The organism is Paenibacillus algorifonticola (assembly GCF_050481745.1).
Classification (GTDB): Bacteria; Bacillota; Bacilli; order Paenibacillales; family Paenibacillaceae; genus Pristimantibacillus; species Pristimantibacillus algorifonticola_A.
Genome location: NZ_JBCNGR010000024.1, coordinates 1 through 17,310, shown reverse-complemented (window position 1 = coordinate 17,310; position 17,310 = coordinate 1). Strand labels below are relative to the sequence as shown.

Genomic DNA, 17,310 nt, shown 5'->3' with positions numbered 1-17,310 from the left:
TTGCTAGTCTGCAAGTCTGCAAGTTTGATAATTCTATAGAGCAGGTTAAAGTACAGGTTCAATAATTGTTCGAATGGGAGGCTGGGAGTATGACAACGGTAGTTGCGGTTTACACCGGACAAGGGCTTGCTGATCCGCTGAAGGCTGTGTTTCAGGAGGTGCTGCCTGGCGTGCGGCTGGTCAACATTATTGATGACAGCCTGATCGGCGATGTCGTCATGGCGGGGCATATTCCTGCGGGAGTGAGCAAGCGGCTGACGCAATATTTTCAGAATGGGGAGGAGCTGGGGGCGGATATTATTCTGAATACCTGCTCCTCAGTTGGCGAAGTGGCTGATGCTGCGAGGGGACAGCTTGGCATTCCGCTCGTTAAAATTGATGAGGCGATGACCGCCAAGGCGGCGGCCGAATACGACGCGATTGCGGTGCTGGCCACGCTGCCTTCAACTCTGGAACCGACGATGCGCTTTTTGGCGAAGCAGGCGGAAGCCATTGGCAAAGAGGTCACCATCTTGAATGGGCTTGCAGTCGGAGCCTTCGATGCGCTGGTAGGAGGAAGCCCGGCGGAGCATGATCGCATTTTGCTGGAGACGGCGCTTGCGGCCAGCGATAAAGCGGATGTCATCGTACTTGCCCAAGGATCAATGGCGCGGATGGAGGGAGCCATACGGGAGGCGACAGGCAAGCCGGTGTTATCCAGCCCGCGGCTTGCTGCCGAGCAAATTAAGGAGATGCTGGCAGAGCGAGGACTGCTTTAGCCGCGATAATTTTAGCATGAACAGCTACAGCAAGGGACAAAGGCAGATTTAGCAGGAGGGAAATAGCGTGGAACAAGAAAGAGTAACGGCCGTCTATTTAATAGAGACACCCTATACGCTGGAGCGTGCTGCCGAGGTGATTGCCGGCGAGCAATCGACGGGCACCTTTACTGCGGTTCCAGGCGAAACGGATCAGCTGAAAGAGCGGCATGGGGCGCGGATTGAACAAATTGTCGAGCTTCCGCCTGTGTACGCTCCGACGCTGCCGGGCTCCAAAACACCGCTGGGTCATGATGGTCTTTATCGGCGCGGGGAGGTAACGGTATCCTTTCCGCTGCACAATTTTGGGCCATCCATTCCGAATTTAATGTCTGCTATTGCCGGCAATTTGTTCGAGCTGCAGGAATTGTCCGGACTGAGGCTGATCGATTTGGAGCTGCCGGAAGCGTTCGCAGCAAGGTACCCCGGCCCGAAATTTGGCATCACGGGTACTCGGGAGCTAACGGGCGTGTATGACCGTCCGATTATAGGAACGATTGTCAAGCCGAGCATCGGTCTTCCTATGGCTGACCTCCAGCAGATGATTATGGACGTTTCGGCTGCCGGGCTTGATTTTATAAAGGATGATGAGCTGAATGCTAATGGAACCTACGCGCCTCTTGCACAGCGGGTGAGTGCAGTCATGGATGCCGTCAACCGGGCGGCTGATGCAACAGGCAAAAAAATCATGTACGCCTTTAACATTACCGGTGATATCGATGAAATGGAGCGTGGGCATGAGCTGGTCGTCAAGGCAGGCGGCAACTGTGTCATGGTCAGCATAATGAGCGTCGGATTGGCGGGGCTTGCCCACTTGAGCAAATACAGCGAGGTGCCGATTCACGGCCATCGCAATCAGTGGGGCATGATGACGCGCTGCCCGCAGCTGGGCTTCGCTTTTCCAGCTTATCAGAAGCTGTGCCGTCTGGCAGGAGCCGACCATCTGCATGTGAACGGTTTAGACAGCAAATTTTATGAAAGCAACAGCTCGGTTGTCAGCTCCATCCGTGCTTGTTTGCAGCCTATGTATGGCGGGTACGGGACGATGCCAGTCGTTTCCTCGGCACAATGGGCAGGGACTGCTCCGGCTACTTATGAAGCAACAGGGACGGTAGATGTGATGCATTTGGCCGGAGGCGGCATTTTGGCCCATCCGGGCGGGGCGGCGGCTGGCTTTGCAAGCATGAAGCAGGGCTGGGAAGCAGCTGTTCAAGGCATTCCGCTAGCTGAGTATGCAAGTCGGCATTCTGAGCTGCAGCAGGCTATAGCAAAATACGGAAAGGGCTGAGCGGGGATGGACAGAGCGGGATTAACGCATAAGCCAGACGATTGTGACACTAGCAGCAGCGACAGCGGCGGAAAGATGTCATTCAGCAAAGGCAATATGGGGGACACCGGGTGGCGCCAGAAGGAGGCAGGCTCTGGCAGCTCCGGTGATCGACTCCCGGCAGCGCAGCGCCTGCTCAGCTACTATGGCGACGATTTCACAGGCTCAACCGATGTGCTGGAAGCGCTGTTCCGGGCGGGTCTGCGGGCAGCGTTATTTCTGGAGCCGCCGAGCGAGCAGCTGCTTGCCCGCAAATTTGCAGATCTAGAGGCCATAGGAGTAGCGGGCATCGGGCGTTCGCTGACGCCAGAGGAGGCGGAGCGCGAGCTGCGTCCGGTACTGGAGCAGCTGCGAAAAATAGGGTCAGCCATTACGCATTACAAAATATGCTCGACATTCGATTCCTCCGCTGAAGTTGGCAGCATCGGCAAGGCAGCGGAAATTGGCCGCTCCGTGTTCGGTTCTGGCTATGTTCCGATACTGGCGGGGGTTCCTTATTTGGGCCGCTATACGTTGTTCGGCAACCATTTTGCAGCGGCAGGCGGCGAGATGTATCGGCTTGACCGCCATCCGACGATGTCGCGCCATCCGATTACGCCGATGGCGGAAGCAGATTTGCGCCAGCATTTGGCGCAGCAGACGGACTTAAAGACGGCGCTGATGGATATTTTGGCGCTGGAGGGAGACGCGGCCGAAGTGGGCGAACGGCTCGCTAAACTGGTAGAGCGCGAGCAGCCTGATCTCGTGCTGTTTGATGTGCTCGACGAAGCTAGACTGGCAGCGGCTGGACAGCTGATTTGGGCGGAAGCCCAGCAGCGCGACGGCTTGTTTGCTATTGGCTCCTCTGGCGTGGAGTACGCACTTGGAGCCTGCTGGCGCAAGCTTGGTCTGCTGCAGGAGCAGCCAGAAAGTAGCGCTGCTTCTGCGGCAGAAGTTGAACGTCTGCTCGTAGTATCGGGAAGCTGCTCGCCTGTTACGGAGCAGCAAATCAAGGCAGCGCTGGCGGCAGGCTTTGCAGGCGTTCGCGTTCCGGCAGAGGAGCTGCTGGACGGGAAGAAAGGCGCGGCTGCGAGGCAGCGGCTGCTGAAAGAAGCTCGGGAAAAGCTGGCAGATGGGCGCAGCCTGCTCCTATATTCAGCAGAAGGTGTGGACGATCCAGGCATTCCGCGTTTCCGGGAAACGCTTGCTGCGCAGGGCTATGGGCCTGAGCAAAGCAGCCGCCTATTAGGCGCTTTGCTTGGAGCGCTTGCACGGGAGCTGATCATCGACGAGCAGCTTACACGCATCGTCATCGCTGGCGGGGATACGTCTGGTTATGTAACGCGCGGCTTGGGCATTTATGCACTGGAATGCGTGGCTGCATTAACGCCGGGTGCACCACTATGCCGAGCTTTCTCGGAGGAGTCTGCGCTGGATGGGCTGGAGCTGGTGCTGAAGGGTGGACAAATCGGCGAACGGGATTTTTTCACCCGGATGAAGCAAGGGAGGACAGCATATGCCGAATGAAAACGAGCAACTGCCAGATTATCGCAACTTAAACGTGCTGGAGCGCGGTTCATTGCCTCCACGCAGCGAGCTGATTCCATTTGACAATACGGCAGCGGCGCTGCGTGGCGACCGAGAAGAATCGCCCTATTACAAGCTGCTTAGCGGGAATTGGCGTTTCCGCTACTTCGAATCGCCGCTGCATGGTCCAGAGGGCAGCCATTTGGATGCTTGCGATGATACGGGCTGGGATAAGATTCCCGTGCCCTCCAATTGGCAAATGCACGGGTACGGACAGCCCCATTACAGCAGCTGCCCTTATCCTTTTCCGCTTGACCCTCCTCATATTCCACTGCTCAATGCTACTGGTTTCTACCGTACCAGCTTTACGGTTCTTGAGCATTGGGAAAAGCGCCAAATTCGCCTCGTATTTGGCGGAGTTGATTCCGCCTTCCATGTATGGCTCAACGGCGAGCTGGTCGGATACAGTCAGGGAAGCCATCATATGACAGAGTTTGATATTTCCCGCCTCATCCGTCCCGGTTCTAATTTGCTTGCGGTTCGCGTCTACCAATGGTGCGAGGGCAGCTATTTGGAGTCGCAGGACAAATGGCGGCTAAGCGGCATATTTCGCGATGTTTATTTAACGGCACAGGCCGCTGTTACGATTGAGGATGTTCTGGTGCGAACCGTTTTCGTCCCCGATTCTGCCTACCGGGAGGCGAGCTTGAGCTTGCAATTGATGCTCGCTCAAAGCAGCATTTTGAGAATTGCGGCGGAAACCGCCAACTTGACCGATTATACAGATGGAGAAGGCTTCCGTTTAAGCGTCACCTTGTTAGATGCGGACGGAGAAACCGTTGCCGAGCAATCGTTCAATGTGAACACGCCAGACCCTTCTTGCCATTCTGATGCACAGGGAACAGGCAGCTATCCAACGTCCCATTCACTTAAAGAGCTCAGAACGATTTCCGCCGAGATCCCTATTTCCATGCCCCAGCTATGGACAGCAGAAACGCCTTATTTGTATGCGCTGTTGTTGACGATATATGGGCCGGATGGAGAGATAGCGGAGGTGAAGCGGCTTTTGGTTGGCTTTAGGGATATTCAAATTGAAAAAGGCAAGCTGCTCATTAATGGACAATCTGTCGTTATCCAAGGCGTCAACCGCAACGAGTTCCACCCGCAATTGGGGTATGTAACGACGCCTGATGCGATGCTGCAAGATATAAGGCTGATGAAGCAGCATAATATTAACGCGGTCCGGCTGTCCCATTATCCGAACGATTCGCGCTGGCTCGATTTATGCGACCAATTTGGCTTGTACGTTATAAACGAAGCGGATTTGGAGACGCATGGGTTTCATTTTATGGGCGATGAGTCCTATTTGAGCAAGCATCCCGATTGGCGTGAGGCGTATTTACATCGTGCGCAGAAAATGGTTGGACGCGATAAAAATCATCCTTCTATCATCGTATGGTCGCTTGGCAATGAGTCAGGCTACGGTGAAAATCATGATGCGATGGCGGAGTGGATACGCAGCGCTGATCCGACCCGTCCGATCCATTATGAACGGGCTTATGAGGCCGCAGTCGTTGACATCGTGAGCTCCATGTATCCTTCGGTCGATATGCTCATAGAAGAAGGCCGGAAGCCGGATGAACGCCCTTATCTCATGGTTGAATTTGGTCATGCCATGGGCAATTCAACGGGCAATTTGCAGGAATATTGGGATGCGGTTTACGAATATCCACGACTGCTGGGCGGCCTTATTTGGGAATGGTCAGATATGGGCATTTTACAGCAAAACGATGGCGAACCAGCGTTTTACGCCTATGGCGGCGACTTTGGCGATGCCCCGCACAGCGGACCATTTTGCCTGGATGGGCTGCTGTTTCCAGACAGAAGCGTTAAAGCGTCCTTGCTGGAATACAAGAAGATCATTCAGCCGGTGAAAATAAAGCCGGACCCCGCCCAGCTTGGCAGGGTTCATCTTATGAATCGCTACAGCTATTTGTCGCTGGAGCATTTGAAAGGGCATTGGCAGCTGCTGCGAAGCGGCACGGCGATTGCCCAAGGCGAGCTTGCACGCTTGCATACGCCGCCGGGCGGGGAAGAGACGCTAATCATTCCGCTGCCTTTGGAGCAATTGAAGGAAAAGGGCGAGTATGCGCTGCATATCTGCTTTACAGAGCGTAATAGCAGCTTGTGGTGTGACGCTGGCCATGAGACAGCTTGGGCCGATTTGCTGTTTAAGGAGGCGGGTTGGTCCCCGCAGGAAAATGCTACAGCGTATAACGCTAATGCTGAGTTTTCTAGTACTCTCCATCTAGTGGCAGCCAATGCGTCCGAAGGGATTCCCGTCCACATGCAACCTCAGTACCAAAATTTGCAGCGGGAAGACGGCAAGCTTGTCTATCGCATAAGTGGGAACAGGTTTCAAGTAGACGTCGATCAAATGACAGGCACAATTAGCAATTGGCTTTATCATGGCGATGAGCTGCTGCTTGCAGGCCCACAGCTGCAGCTATGGCGCGCCCCGCTGGACAACGATGTCCATCTGGCGAAGGAATGGATGAAAGCCGGTTATGACCGACTTCAATGGCAGCTGCGCCGATTTTCAATAGCTGCTGGCAACAAGGATAGCGTTATAACAACAGCTGACGCGGTCATCGGGGCAAAAGGCGAGCCAGCAGCTTTCCGCAGCAAGATAGTTCACCAAATAAATGCCGACGGCTCCATAGGCGTGGAGACCACGCTTGAACCGCTTGGAAGCGAGCTGCCGCCGCTGCCGCGTTTTGGCTTGGAGCTGCGTCTGTGTGATGGCTATGACCAGTTTAGCTGGTATGGCAGAGGCCCTCATGAATGTTACGCCGACCGCAAAGAAAGCGGCAAGCTTGGTATTTACAGCGGTACGGTAGCGGAACAATTTGTCCCCTATGTAAAGCCCCAGGAAAACGGCAATAAGTGCGATGTCCGCTGGGCGAAGCTTGGAGATGGGGACGGTGCTGGAATCGGCATTACGGGCAGCGAGCTGCTCAACATTAGCGTCCACCATTATTCCACGGAGGATATGTCGCGCACCAGCCACGTGCATAAGCTGACCAGGCTGCCAGAAACGATCGTCAAAATCGACGCCAAGCAAAGCGGCCTCGGCAATCATAGCTGCGGCTACGCGCCGACGCTCGAAGCTTATTTAATAAAGCCGCAGCCGATGAAGCTGTCCATTATGCTTTTTCCGCTAACGAATGCTTAGGATGGAGAATGGACCCCAATAAACGACGCTGAACTGAAAAAATAACAGGTAAAGGCCGATCCGGTTGCCGGGTCGGCTTTTTTTTGCCATTGCGTGCCCTTCTTGCTAGGGGGTTCACATTCAGTTCATATACGAGGATTAACATCCATCTATAAACCGTTACAGGGAGGCACGACTAATGACAGTAAATGATCGATACAAAGAAGAGCTATGGAAAAATAGCGGGGAGTTGGCGGTTGAAGCACGTGGGCTTGTGAAGACATTTGGCAATAACCGCGCAGTGGATGGCGTAGATTTGAATGTGCGCGCCGGAACCATTTATGGTGTGCTTGGCCCTAATGGAGCAGGCAAAACAACGACCATTAGAATGCTGGCTACGCTACTGCGACCCGATGCCGGCTCGGCACGCATCTTCGGGTACGATGCAGCGAAGGACCCGCAAATCGTGCGGCAATTGATCGGGGTGACAGGCCAATACGCATCCGTCGACGAAGCGCTCAGCGCTACGGAAAATTTGGTCATCTTTTCCCGGCTGCTAGGGCTTGGGCGGGCAGAGGCGCGGCATAGGACGGAGGAGCTGTTGGAGGAATTCGGGCTGTCGGAAGCTGCGAAACGTCCACTGAAGCATTTTTCCGGGGGCATGCGGCGCCGGTTGGATTTGGCAGCCAGCCTCATCGCGCAGCCGCCGCTTATTTTTCTCGATGAACCGACGACAGGACTTGATCCGCGTACGCGTACGCAAATGTGGGATACGATCCGCCGGCTGGTGAAAACCGGTTCAACAGTGCTGTTAACGACGCAATACCTGGATGAGGCTGACCAGCTGGCTGACCGAATTGCGGTCATTGATCGCGGTCAGGTCGTTGCAGAAGGGACGGTCGATGAGCTGAAAACTTCAGTCGGCACCTCCTCGCTGCAGCTGAAAATCCAAAATCCACAGGACATCGCGGCCACACGCCAAATTGTGGAACAAGTGTTTAGGGTCGAGTCTGTTGTATCAGCAGAAAATGCAAAAATTACGGCGCCGCTGGCGGATGTCGACAAAGTTACCGACCTGCTTGTAGCTCTTCGGGAGGCGGGCATTTATTTGGCGGAGATGAGCGTACAGAAGCCTACACTTGACGAGGTGTTCTTAACCATTACAGGCCATGGCGTGAAAGACAACGTTTCATTGCCGCCCGAACAATCGAATAAGAAAGAGGGGGCAGCCGTATGAAAAGCGCGTCCATCCATCCACGTATTAGTCGCCAGTTGAAAAAACATACAAGCTTGGGACAATCGATCCGCAACTCGCTCACGATGGCCTAAGTCTTTATTCAGGCGCTATCGGATTCAATCCTCACAAGCGGTCATCATAGGCAATGTGACGCTGCGCCGCGATACGTTCGAGTGCCGCGCAGGTGAACAAGACTTGACCTTGCCGCTTAAAGAATTTGAGCTGCTGTTTAAGCTCGCCAGCTATCCCCGCAAGACGTTCACGCGCGATCAGCTGATTGAGCAGATTTGGGGCTACGATTATGAAGGGGACGAGAGAACCGTCGATGTGCATATAAAGCGGCTGAGGGAGCGGTTTCCAGAGGAGCAGCATGGCTTTCGCATCAGCACGATCCGGGGACTTGGCTACCGTCTGGAGGTGCAGTCGTGAACCGGAAACCGAGCCTCCTCCATCTGGCGATAAATTTTACGCTTGCCCTGTCGGCATTGCTCGTCTGCTGGATCGGTTCTTTTTATATAACAAAGTCCATTTTTTCGGCTTTAGAATGGACCCCTCATGACTTGCTAAGTTTGCTCATAAATGCGGTGCTCGGTTTTTGTTTCTTTGGGATGGGAATAGCCGTTATAGGCAAATATTTTCGCCCGAAGGAGCATTACTTTCTGAATGACATGCTTGAAGCGTTAAAGCGTATTTCACAGGGCGATTTTCGAGTCAATCTGGAGTGGGAGTTCGGCAGAAACAATGAACAGCAGCGGCATCCCTATGTCCAGCTTGTTGACAGCATCAATAGCATGGCAGCAAATTTGAAGGAGATGGAGGAGCTTCGGCAGGAGTTCATCTCGAACGTATCGCATGAAATCGGCTCGCCGCTTACATCGATCAGCGGATTTGCCAAGGCGCTGAAGGATGACAAACTGGATGTAGAACAGCGGCATCGGTCTGTCCATTGCCCATAAAATTATGGAGCTCCATCGCGGCTCAATAGCTGTGCGCAGCAAGCTGGGAGAGGGGACTGAATTTACCGTTTCTATGCCACTGCCATTAGATCGTGCTGAAGCTTAGATTCATATGGTAAAAAGAAGCGACTTTCATAAAAATAAGTAGAATCGCCACCCTGATTGACCTATAATATGGATATGATGCCATTTTGCTAAGGATAATGAAATGGCAGAGAGTGTTGAATAGCTGGTCATGGCGTTTGAACAAAAACCGGATTGCCCTTGCAGATTGATTAATGGGCAATTCGGTCATTTATGTTGAAAAAGTATTCTGCATATTTAAAAAATGAAAGAAGGGGACGGTGTTAGATGCTTAACAATCTTTCGCAACAAATGAAAAGGATCGTCGCGGTTAGTGTCACTTCCTCCATTCTCGCCTACGGCTTGCAGGGAGGAGCGGTTGTTTTTGCTGAGAAGCCTGTCATTAGCAGTACCACCCCTATGTATGGAGTAGCCTCTGCTCCAGCTGTCAAACCATTATGGAGCTTGCCGCTTGCGAAATTTGATCAGGATGGCAGAGCTATAACAGCGGCGCTTGCAGAGGAGGGGCGCCTGTTCGCGCTTGTAGATGGGGGGCAGCTTGCGGCTTATGACGGCACGAGTGGGCGAAAGCTGTGGAAATATGGCTCTGGACTGAGGCCTGTGCTCGCCTATAATCAAGGCAGCTTGTATGGTCTGACAACAGATGGCGCAGTCATTGCTGTTACCAAAAATGGCAGCAAGCAGTGGACGACAGCGATTCAGGCAACTAAAGCGGATCAGATCATTGTGGTCGGAGATACGATTTATGTGACGCAAAATTTAACTCTTTTTGCATTAGATCGGGCAACGGGCAAGTTGAAATGGAAAATAACGGAGAAGGAGAACAAATACTCATCAGGAACAAATGACATAGTCGTAAGCAAAGGTGTCGTGCTTCGCAGTTATTTGGTTCAAGGCGCTCTTACTTCTAGTCAGATTAATGCCTACGATCAGGCAACAGGTAAAAAACTTTGGTCGTCATTTGCCCAATTTTCCCCGCTCTTGGTCAAGGACGGGCTGGTGTATTCGGTCATGGACACGTTCATGAGGGGAGATGACGATTCCATTAATAGAAGTTTGCATATCGCGGTTCTGGACTTATTGACTGGGAAGAAGAAAGGCGAACGAGTTTACAACTGGACGGTGGAGCCTGAAGCACCTGGACAAATTGAATTCGGCGGTGCTAGTGGCTCTGCATTTCTGGATGGCAATGACCTTTATATTTATCAGGGAAAAGCGGTTGCCAAATATAATTTTGCCTCCTATACCCCAAACGGTAAAGCCGTTCAGAAGTGGAACGCGCCAAATCCGAAAGAATATCAACCGCTCTATAGTATTTATGGCGGCAAACTGCTCTATCAGAGCTCCAATTATGGTTCCATTCTCGCTCTTAAGACAACGAGCGGTCAAGGAATCCATTTCCCGAGCGGTATTAAACCCGTGCAGACGGACTTATTCGCCAACGGCCTGTTTGTCGCTCGCGCTGACGGAACGCTGGATGCGTATAATTTCGCAACTACAAAGCCCGTTTTCAGCGTGAAGACCGGCTCGGGTGAATTTGATCCGACGCTGAAGTCAGGCGATATGATCTATGTACGCTCTGGCGGCACGCTGCATGCCGTAAAGCTGCCTGCAAGTCTAACAAAGAGCTAGGTAGATGAGAGGTGTAAATAGACGCCTCGTTGAGAGTGAGTTAATTTTTCTGGAGGACTGAGGTTCTGCTATTCTGGCTTTTTTTCCTATCTTAGGCTGCCTGCGAACAGGAGAGCCGTTATTGCCCTCAATTTCCCGTCAAAATGGCGATTGGCAGTCCATTAGCGGCTCCTGAGTCAGCCAAATTTATTTTCGTGTTTTGTGCAGGGAGTAAATCGGTGTCATTTTCGAAACTGCAGCGGAAAATGTTACAAAATGAAACGAACAGGAGCGGTGTCTATGTACAACATTTTGCTGGTGGATGATGAGCCGGGCCATTTGGCGGGACTATCCAAAATGCTGCAAAAGCTCCGCCCTCAATATGCGATTTCTATAGCGCGCAATGGAAAGGAAGCGCTGTCAAAATGCCAAGAGCAGCCATTTCAGCTGATCATTTCCGACATCCAAATGCCTCTGATGAACGGTCTCGAATTTCTGGAGCAGCTTCCCCCGGCGAATCAGCCGCAGAAATTTATTTATTTGAGCGGCTATGACTATTTTGACTATGCCCAAAAAGCGATAGGGCTCGGCACCTTTGATTATTTGTTAAAGCCTGTCGATCAGGAAAAATTCGAACTTGTGCTGGAGAAGGCCGAGCGAAGTCTTCGAAACGAGCAGGAGGCACAGCTGGCGAATAGCCGGCTAGAGGTTAAGCTGAACACAATTGCGCCATTGTATCGCAGCCGTGTAATGAAGGAATGGCTGCATAATCAAGCGTTATCCAACGCCGAGAGCAAAGAGCTGGAAGAATGGCTTGGCTTCGGCGGCCCCGGCATTTTGCTGTTAACCGAAATTCGGCTGCGCAGCAAGGCAGCGTGGGAGCCGGAGGATATGCTTTTTCCCCGCGTCCAGCAGCAATTGGAAGCTTGCCTGCAAGCATTGGGTAGCTCAAGCAGCAGCATTCCGCTGTATGAAGGGGAGGGAGACAGAAACGGCAGGCTGATTACAGTAACGAATGCTTCAATCAGCGAGGAGCAATTGCAGGTGCTGCAGCAGAAAATGCAGCAGGCAGTTCCCAGCTTCTATCAAATTACGCTTGGCGTGAGCAGTCACGCGAAGGATATGCTCGTTTCCGCTTCGCAGATGTATGCAGAAGCAAGGTTAGCTTTATCGGAAAGCTTCTATGTGGAGGAACAGAGCGTATTCCATGCCCTGCAGACGAACGTGAGTGCAGAGCTTGCGCTTAAACTGGATGCCCGGCACGAGGCCTTGCTGCATGAGGCCGTTGTTCATGAACAGGAGCAAGGGCAGTTTAGGCTTATCGCAGGCGAGCTGCTGCACAAGCTCCTTGGGGAAGCAGGCAGCGGGCTTCCGCAGCCAGAGCGACTGACGCTTTGCGTCCAGAAACTGCTTGTACGGTTGTCCGAAAGCTTAACGATGCCGAAGTATCAGACGCTGGAGGAATGGAGGGAGCGGATGGAACAGGCATTAGGTGAAGCTACCAGCCTGAGCGCTCTCCAAACCGTCATTTCAGAACAGCTGGGCTTACTGGCAACTGCGCATGCCGAAGCCAAGCGGAATCATAAGGAGCAGTTGATTTACAAGTGTATCGCTTATATTGACGAGCATTACATGGAAGATTTGTCACTGGAGTCGGTTGCGGCCGTCTTTCATTTTAATGCCAGCTATTTCTCCCAATACTTCAAAAGCAAGCTGAACATCAATTTCAGCCAATATGTTACGCAGGTTCGGCTCACGAAAGCGAGACAGTTGCTCGAGGAAAGCAACGATAAAATTTATCAGGTAGCTGGAAGCCTCGGCTATCATGATGTGAAATATTTTAATCGCGTGTTCAAAAAGGAATTTGGACTGACGCCAGAGGAATACCGATCGATAGCCCGTCATATGAAGCGCTCCTGACCCGAGGTCAGAAGCCGGAGGAAGCAGGGAACATTTTGCGGAAAATTCGCGAGCGTGTACGGGATATGAAATTCAGAACGAGGCTCATTTTGTTTTTTGTGCTGTTGATTACGCTTCCATCTGTGCTGAGCGGCATCCTGCATTACAGCGCGAGCTCGGATATTATTGTCACGAATGCGCGCGACAGCATGCTGGAAATTGTGAAAAAAAACAATGAAATCGGCGATATCGTGTTCAGCAACATTGAAGAGCGCACCGTTTCGCTCATTTCCGACCCGGACTTATATCGGCTGTTCAACCGCCCTAAGCCGCAAAACGATTACGAGCTGCTCCAGATGGACCGGCAGGCAACGGTTATTTTGAATAAATATTTTGGACATGATCAGGATTTATATACCGCTCAGCTTGTGACGAGCTATTTCAGCTTTGGATCGGGCAGCGGCATGTATACGTCCTCCTCCCCGTTCGTCTCAGCAGATCCTCAAGGCTTCCGCCAGTCGGCCATTTATAAGGAAGTGCTGGCCAGCAGGGGCAGCCTAATTTGGGTACCCACCTATGATTTAACCCGCGCTTTCCAACAGGAGGCGCTATATGACATGGATGCCAAGTTCCGGATGGTGTTTTCCTGCGCCCGCCTGCTCAACAGCTCACCGATTATTGACGGTGCCATCTACAATTGGCCAGCGCATGTCGAGCGTCCGGTGCTGCTGCTTAACTTCAATGAATCCTTTTATCAGCGCAGTGTGCAGCAGAGCTTGTCCGCGGTTCAAGGCTCCTATTTTTATATCGTCTCCAAGGATGGAAGAATCGTTACGCATCCCGAGCTAAGCAAGCTCGGTACAGCGGATCACAATCAGTGGTACAAGACGGAGTTTCAGCAGCCATTCGGCACCTCGCTCGTTAAGGAAAACGGGGAGGATGTACTGATCAGCTACGATACTTCTCTGGTTACGGGCTGGGTGACGGTAAATGTGACGCCTTACAAGCAGCTGCTGGGAAATTTGCCAGCCATTCGCTATATGGATATATTATCAGGCGTGGCGCTGCTCATTATTTCCATCGTTATTGCCTCCTTCATCGCGGGGCGCCTGACCCAGCCGATCAAAAAAATGCTGGTTGCCATTCAAATGACCGGAGCAGGCGATTTCACGGCGAAAATTCCTGATCAGCCGCAGCTGGAATTCCGCATTTTAACGAAGAAATTTAATGTGATGAATGATAAAATACGCGAGCTGATTCAAGAAAACTACGAAAGTCGGCTGCGGGAGAAGGAAACGGAAATTATGGCGCTTAATCTCCAGCTGAACCCGCATTTTTTGTACAATACGCTTAATATTATTAACTGGATGGCAATTGACCGGGATGAGCCAGCCATTAGCCGAATGATCGTCAGCTTGTCTTCCATGCTGCAATACACGGTGAAAAACAAGCAGGAAATGGTGCGGCTGCGCGACGATTTAAATTGGCTGCAAAGCTACACGCATATTATGGAAAATCGCTATGCTGGCATTTTTAAAGTGGCCTATGATATAGAGGGCGTGCCGGAGGATGGCCTCGTTCCGAAGCTTTTTCTCCAGCCGCTCGTGGAAAATGCAATGATTCATGGCTTTGAATCCGGCGAACCGGGCGAGCAGGGCGGTCTTGTGATCATTAGCGGCCGGATGGTGGAAAACCGATTGTTGTTCGAGGTAAGCGACAATGGCAAAGGCATGAGCCTGCAGCAGGCGGCGGACGCGCGGAGCAAGGAAGGTGCAGGAATCGGAATGAGCAACGTCATTTCACGTCTGGCCTTGCTGTATGGCGAGCAGGCTGAGCTCCGTGTGCGCTCTAAACCCGGCGAAGGCACGACGATTACCATCGTCATTCCCTTGCAGCGCTGAAGCTAAAGGCTAGGTGGTATAAAATAGACTTTCAAAATATTTGCTAAGGTGCAGGCAGCAATGCTTCGCTGTAGGGAGGAATAGGCACGATGAAATTTGAACAAATCACATTATGGACAAGCAGGCTGGACGCGCTGTATTCCTTTTATAAGGAGCAGCTTGGTTTCCCGGTGCTCGACCGTGACGAGCAGTCCTTCACGGCGGCAATTGGCAGCACGCAGCTCACTTTCCGGGCGACAACGGACCAGACCGACCCGTTCTATCATTTTGCGATCAATATACCGGAAAACAAACTTGCGGAGGCAAAAAGCTGGCTAAAGGGAAAAGTAGCGCTCATTGAGGAGCAGGGCCGTGACGAAGTATTTTTCACTTCATGGGATGCAGGGGCCGTTTATTTCGCCGATCCCGCTGGAAATATTGTCGAGTTTATTGCCAGGCATCAGTTGAAAAATAGTACCGCGCACCCGTTTACTCTCTCCGATTGCATTGAAATCAGTGAGCTCGGCATCGTTGCTGTCGAAGTCATCCCTGCCGTTCGAGAGCTAAACGCTTTAGGCATTCCCAATTGGCGTGAGGATAGCGAAGGACTAACTCCTGCCGGCGATGAGCAGGGGCTGTTTATTGTAGTGAAGCAAGCCCGGGAATGGTATTTCTCAGGCGGCAGACAGGCGCAATTTTATCCGGCTGAAGTGGTAGTCGCTTCAATAGGACGAATCGAGTTTCCGCAGATTTCGCAAATTCACTTGCTTCACACTTAAGCGTTTATTTATAAATGGATATTGCTCTGTAATTTCCAACAGATACAAATTTGGTCAATGATTCAAGGTATTTAATTTACTGTAGCATAAATAGGATAGTAGAGGTTTGTTTTCTGAATAGTCTGAAATCAATCAATTAGTTACATAAATATAATTATGTAAACAAAAAATAAAAGCGGAATGGGGAGAGTGCAATGAAAGCATTTATTTTCGACATGGATGGCGTCATTATTGATAGTGAGCCGCTGCATTTTGAAGTGGATATTGAGACGATGGAGCATCTGGGCTTCCAGGTCTCGCAGGACGACCTGGAAAAATACGTGGGCATGACCAATCCGGCCATGTGGCGCCTTATTCGCGTGGAATATGGCATTGAGCGGACGGTGGAGGAGATCATTTCTTACCAGCAGCGGCGAAAAATAGAGGAGCTTCGCGCTCGTGATTTTGCGCCAATTCAAGGTGTTGTGTCCCTTCTTGCCGAGCTTAAGGGGCGGAACCTGCCAATCGCTTTAGCGTCATCCTCCCCGCGGATTTTTATTGAAGAAGTGCTGCGCAAGTTCAATATGATCGATTATTTTGCAAGTATCGTAAGCGGGGAAGAGGTGCCGAGCGGCAAGCCAGCTCCCGATATATATTTGGAGGCAGCGCTGCAGCTTGGCGTGTTACCAGCAGATTGCGTCGTTTTGGAGGATTCACGCAACGGGGTCATCGCAGCTAAAGAGGCGGGCATGCGCTGCATTGGCTATATTAATATTCATTCCGGCGATCAAGATCTTTCCCGCGCAGATTGGATCGTTAATGAAATTGAGGATATTCCGTTATTCCAATTATAAGGAGGCTTCACATGTTGAATACGTGGATGACTACCCCTGAGCTTGTGGAGTACGTTGAGAATTCCGAGCTTGCATATATGCTGGATCGAATGAGGGCCATTCAGGAACGGGAGCATAACCCAATGGGGATAGCGCTTCAACGCTTCGGCCCAGCAGTGGCTATTGCCAGCCGAGCCATGCCATGGCCGCAATTTAATACGGTTAAAGGTATTGGCCGTGCAGGCGCAGCACAGCTGAATGAAGTGCTAAAGTGGTACAAAGAGCAGGGCGGGAGCCCGCAATTTGAAATCGTGCCTTCGCGTACAGATGGGGAGACGATGCTGGCGCTGGCTAAGCAAGGTTTTTATCAGTCGGGCTTTCATGCGAGTATGGCAGGAAACATTGCTGAAAAAGCCGACGTGAAGTTGGAGCAGCATCTAACGGGTATTGTCGTACGCAGGCTGGATGAGCATGAGGTTGATCTTTATGCAGAACTGCATGCGCTGGGCAGCGGGCTGCCGATAACGGGGAAAAATCACATTGCCGACAATAATCACATGCTGTTCAGCCGGGAAGGCTGGCAGTTTTATGCTGCTGAGATCGATCATATTGCTGTTGGGGTCGGCGTCATGCATATACATGAACATTCCGCATCCCTTACATTTGCCGCTACATTGCCGGAATATCGCAAGCGAGGTGTTCAAGCAGCTTTAATTGCAGCCCGCTTGCAGGCTGCTGCCCAAGCGGGCTGCAGCCTTATTATAGGACAAGCCGCCTATTGCTCTAGCAGCCAGCGGAATATGGAGCGTGCTGGCATGCGCCTTTGCTATACGCGCAGCACATGGAGCAGGCTTCCCCCTATGTAAATCTGTCTCTTGTCTACCTTCAGTAGAGAAGACAGGAAGCCAAAACCGACAAAAATAAGGCAGCAAACCGTTCTTTGACGGTCTGCTGCCTTATTCTTTGCCCTTGGCTTCAAAGTTCAGGCAAGGCTTCCCGGAGGAAGCTAGCACAACTTGGCTTGGCATCGTCCGCGATTTAAAGCCGAACGCCCTGCAGCCTCTTGGCGCGCCGGGGTCCCAAGTTACATAATAATAGCGGCATTTCATGCAATTCATGCGTTCCTGCTCTGTCATTACAATAAATCATCCTTCTATGAATAAGATGCCAACATTATTATAGCATTTTTCGGACTGAAACGCGCCGCG

15 protein-coding genes are annotated in these 17,310 nt (G+C 51.8%); 14 read left to right on the top strand and 1 reads right to left on the bottom strand.

Features of this window, described 5'->3' with window-relative positions; all coding sequences use genetic code 11:
* Window positions 1-89: 89 nt before the first annotated feature.
* From ABEW34_RS19705 to ABEW34_RS19640, 14 genes are all read left to right on the top strand, one after another.
* Window positions 90-758 (top strand): aspartate/glutamate racemase family protein, encoded by a 669-nt coding sequence (locus ABEW34_RS19705; RefSeq protein WP_430161032.1) that lies wholly within the window; start codon window positions 90-92, stop codon window positions 756-758.
* 67 nt (window positions 759-825) lie between these two features.
* A complete protein-coding gene (locus ABEW34_RS19700; protein ID WP_430161031.1) occupies window positions 826-2,085 on the top strand; it encodes a ribulose-bisphosphate carboxylase large subunit family protein in 1,260 nt (419 codons plus the stop codon).
* A gap of 6 nt (window positions 2,086-2,091) precedes the next feature.
* Window positions 2,092-3,630 (top strand): four-carbon acid sugar kinase family protein, encoded by a 1,539-nt coding sequence (locus tag ABEW34_RS19695; RefSeq protein ID WP_430161030.1) that lies wholly within the window; start codon window positions 2,092-2,094, stop codon window positions 3,628-3,630.
* Entirely contained in the window at window positions 3,620-6,865 is a 3,246-nt protein-coding gene (locus tag ABEW34_RS19690; RefSeq protein ID WP_430161028.1) for a glycoside hydrolase family 2 TIM barrel-domain containing protein, read from the top strand. Before ABEW34_RS19695 ends, ABEW34_RS19690 begins: the two co-directional genes overlap by 11 nt.
* 178 nt (window positions 6,866-7,043) lie before the next feature.
* Entirely contained in the window at window positions 7,044-8,081 is a 1,038-nt protein-coding gene (locus ABEW34_RS19685) for an ATP-binding cassette domain-containing protein (RefSeq protein ID WP_430161026.1), read from the top strand.
* 147 nt (window positions 8,082-8,228) lie between these two features.
* Entirely contained in the window at window positions 8,229-8,510 is a 282-nt protein-coding gene (locus ABEW34_RS19680; protein WP_430161024.1) for a winged helix-turn-helix domain-containing protein, read from the top strand.
* Complete coding sequence (locus tag ABEW34_RS19675) at window positions 8,507-9,037, top strand: histidine kinase dimerization/phospho-acceptor domain-containing protein (protein ID WP_430161023.1); 531 nt, start codon at window positions 8,507-8,509, stop codon at window positions 9,035-9,037. The genes ABEW34_RS19680 and ABEW34_RS19675 overlap by 4 nt, the downstream gene beginning before the upstream one ends.
* A 4-nt stretch (window positions 9,038-9,041) precedes the next feature.
* Window positions 9,042-9,143 carry a hypothetical protein gene (locus ABEW34_RS19670; RefSeq protein ID WP_430161022.1) on the top strand — a complete coding sequence of 34 codons (102 nt, stop codon included), beginning with the start codon at window positions 9,042-9,044 and terminating at the stop codon, window positions 9,141-9,143.
* Between the two features lie 245 nt (window positions 9,144-9,388).
* Window positions 9,389-10,753 (top strand): PQQ-binding-like beta-propeller repeat protein, encoded by a 1,365-nt coding sequence (locus ABEW34_RS19665; RefSeq protein WP_430161020.1) that lies wholly within the window; start codon window positions 9,389-9,391, stop codon window positions 10,751-10,753.
* Window positions 10,754-11,032: 279 nt separating this feature from the next.
* Window positions 11,033-12,652, top strand: a complete 1,620-nt coding sequence (locus tag ABEW34_RS19660; protein WP_430161018.1) for a response regulator transcription factor — start codon at window positions 11,033-11,035, stop codon at window positions 12,650-12,652.
* A 35-nt stretch (window positions 12,653-12,687) separates the two neighbouring features.
* Window positions 12,688-14,532, top strand: coding sequence for a cache domain-containing sensor histidine kinase (locus ABEW34_RS19655; RefSeq protein WP_430161017.1), 1,845 nt, complete (start codon window positions 12,688-12,690; stop codon window positions 14,530-14,532).
* An 89-nt stretch (window positions 14,533-14,621) separates the two neighbouring features.
* Complete coding sequence (locus tag ABEW34_RS19650) at window positions 14,622-15,290, top strand: VOC family protein (protein ID WP_430161015.1); 669 nt, start codon at window positions 14,622-14,624, stop codon at window positions 15,288-15,290.
* Between the two features lie 194 nt (window positions 15,291-15,484).
* Entirely contained in the window at window positions 15,485-16,123 is a 639-nt protein-coding gene (locus ABEW34_RS19645) for an HAD family hydrolase (protein WP_430161013.1), read from the top strand.
* An 11-nt stretch (window positions 16,124-16,134) separates the two neighbouring features.
* Window positions 16,135-16,968 carry a GNAT family N-acetyltransferase gene (locus ABEW34_RS19640; protein WP_430161011.1) on the top strand — a complete coding sequence of 278 codons (834 nt, stop codon included), beginning with the start codon at window positions 16,135-16,137 and terminating at the stop codon, window positions 16,966-16,968.
* Window positions 16,969-17,058: 90 nt separating this feature from the next.
* Here ABEW34_RS19640 and ABEW34_RS19635 read toward each other — a convergent pair whose 3' ends face one another.
* Window positions 17,059-17,238: a uracil-DNA glycosylase gene (locus ABEW34_RS19635; RefSeq protein WP_430161009.1), complete on the bottom strand. Its 180-nt coding sequence runs from the start codon at window positions 17,236-17,238 to the stop codon at window positions 17,059-17,061.
* Window positions 17,239-17,310: the final 72 nt, after the last annotated feature.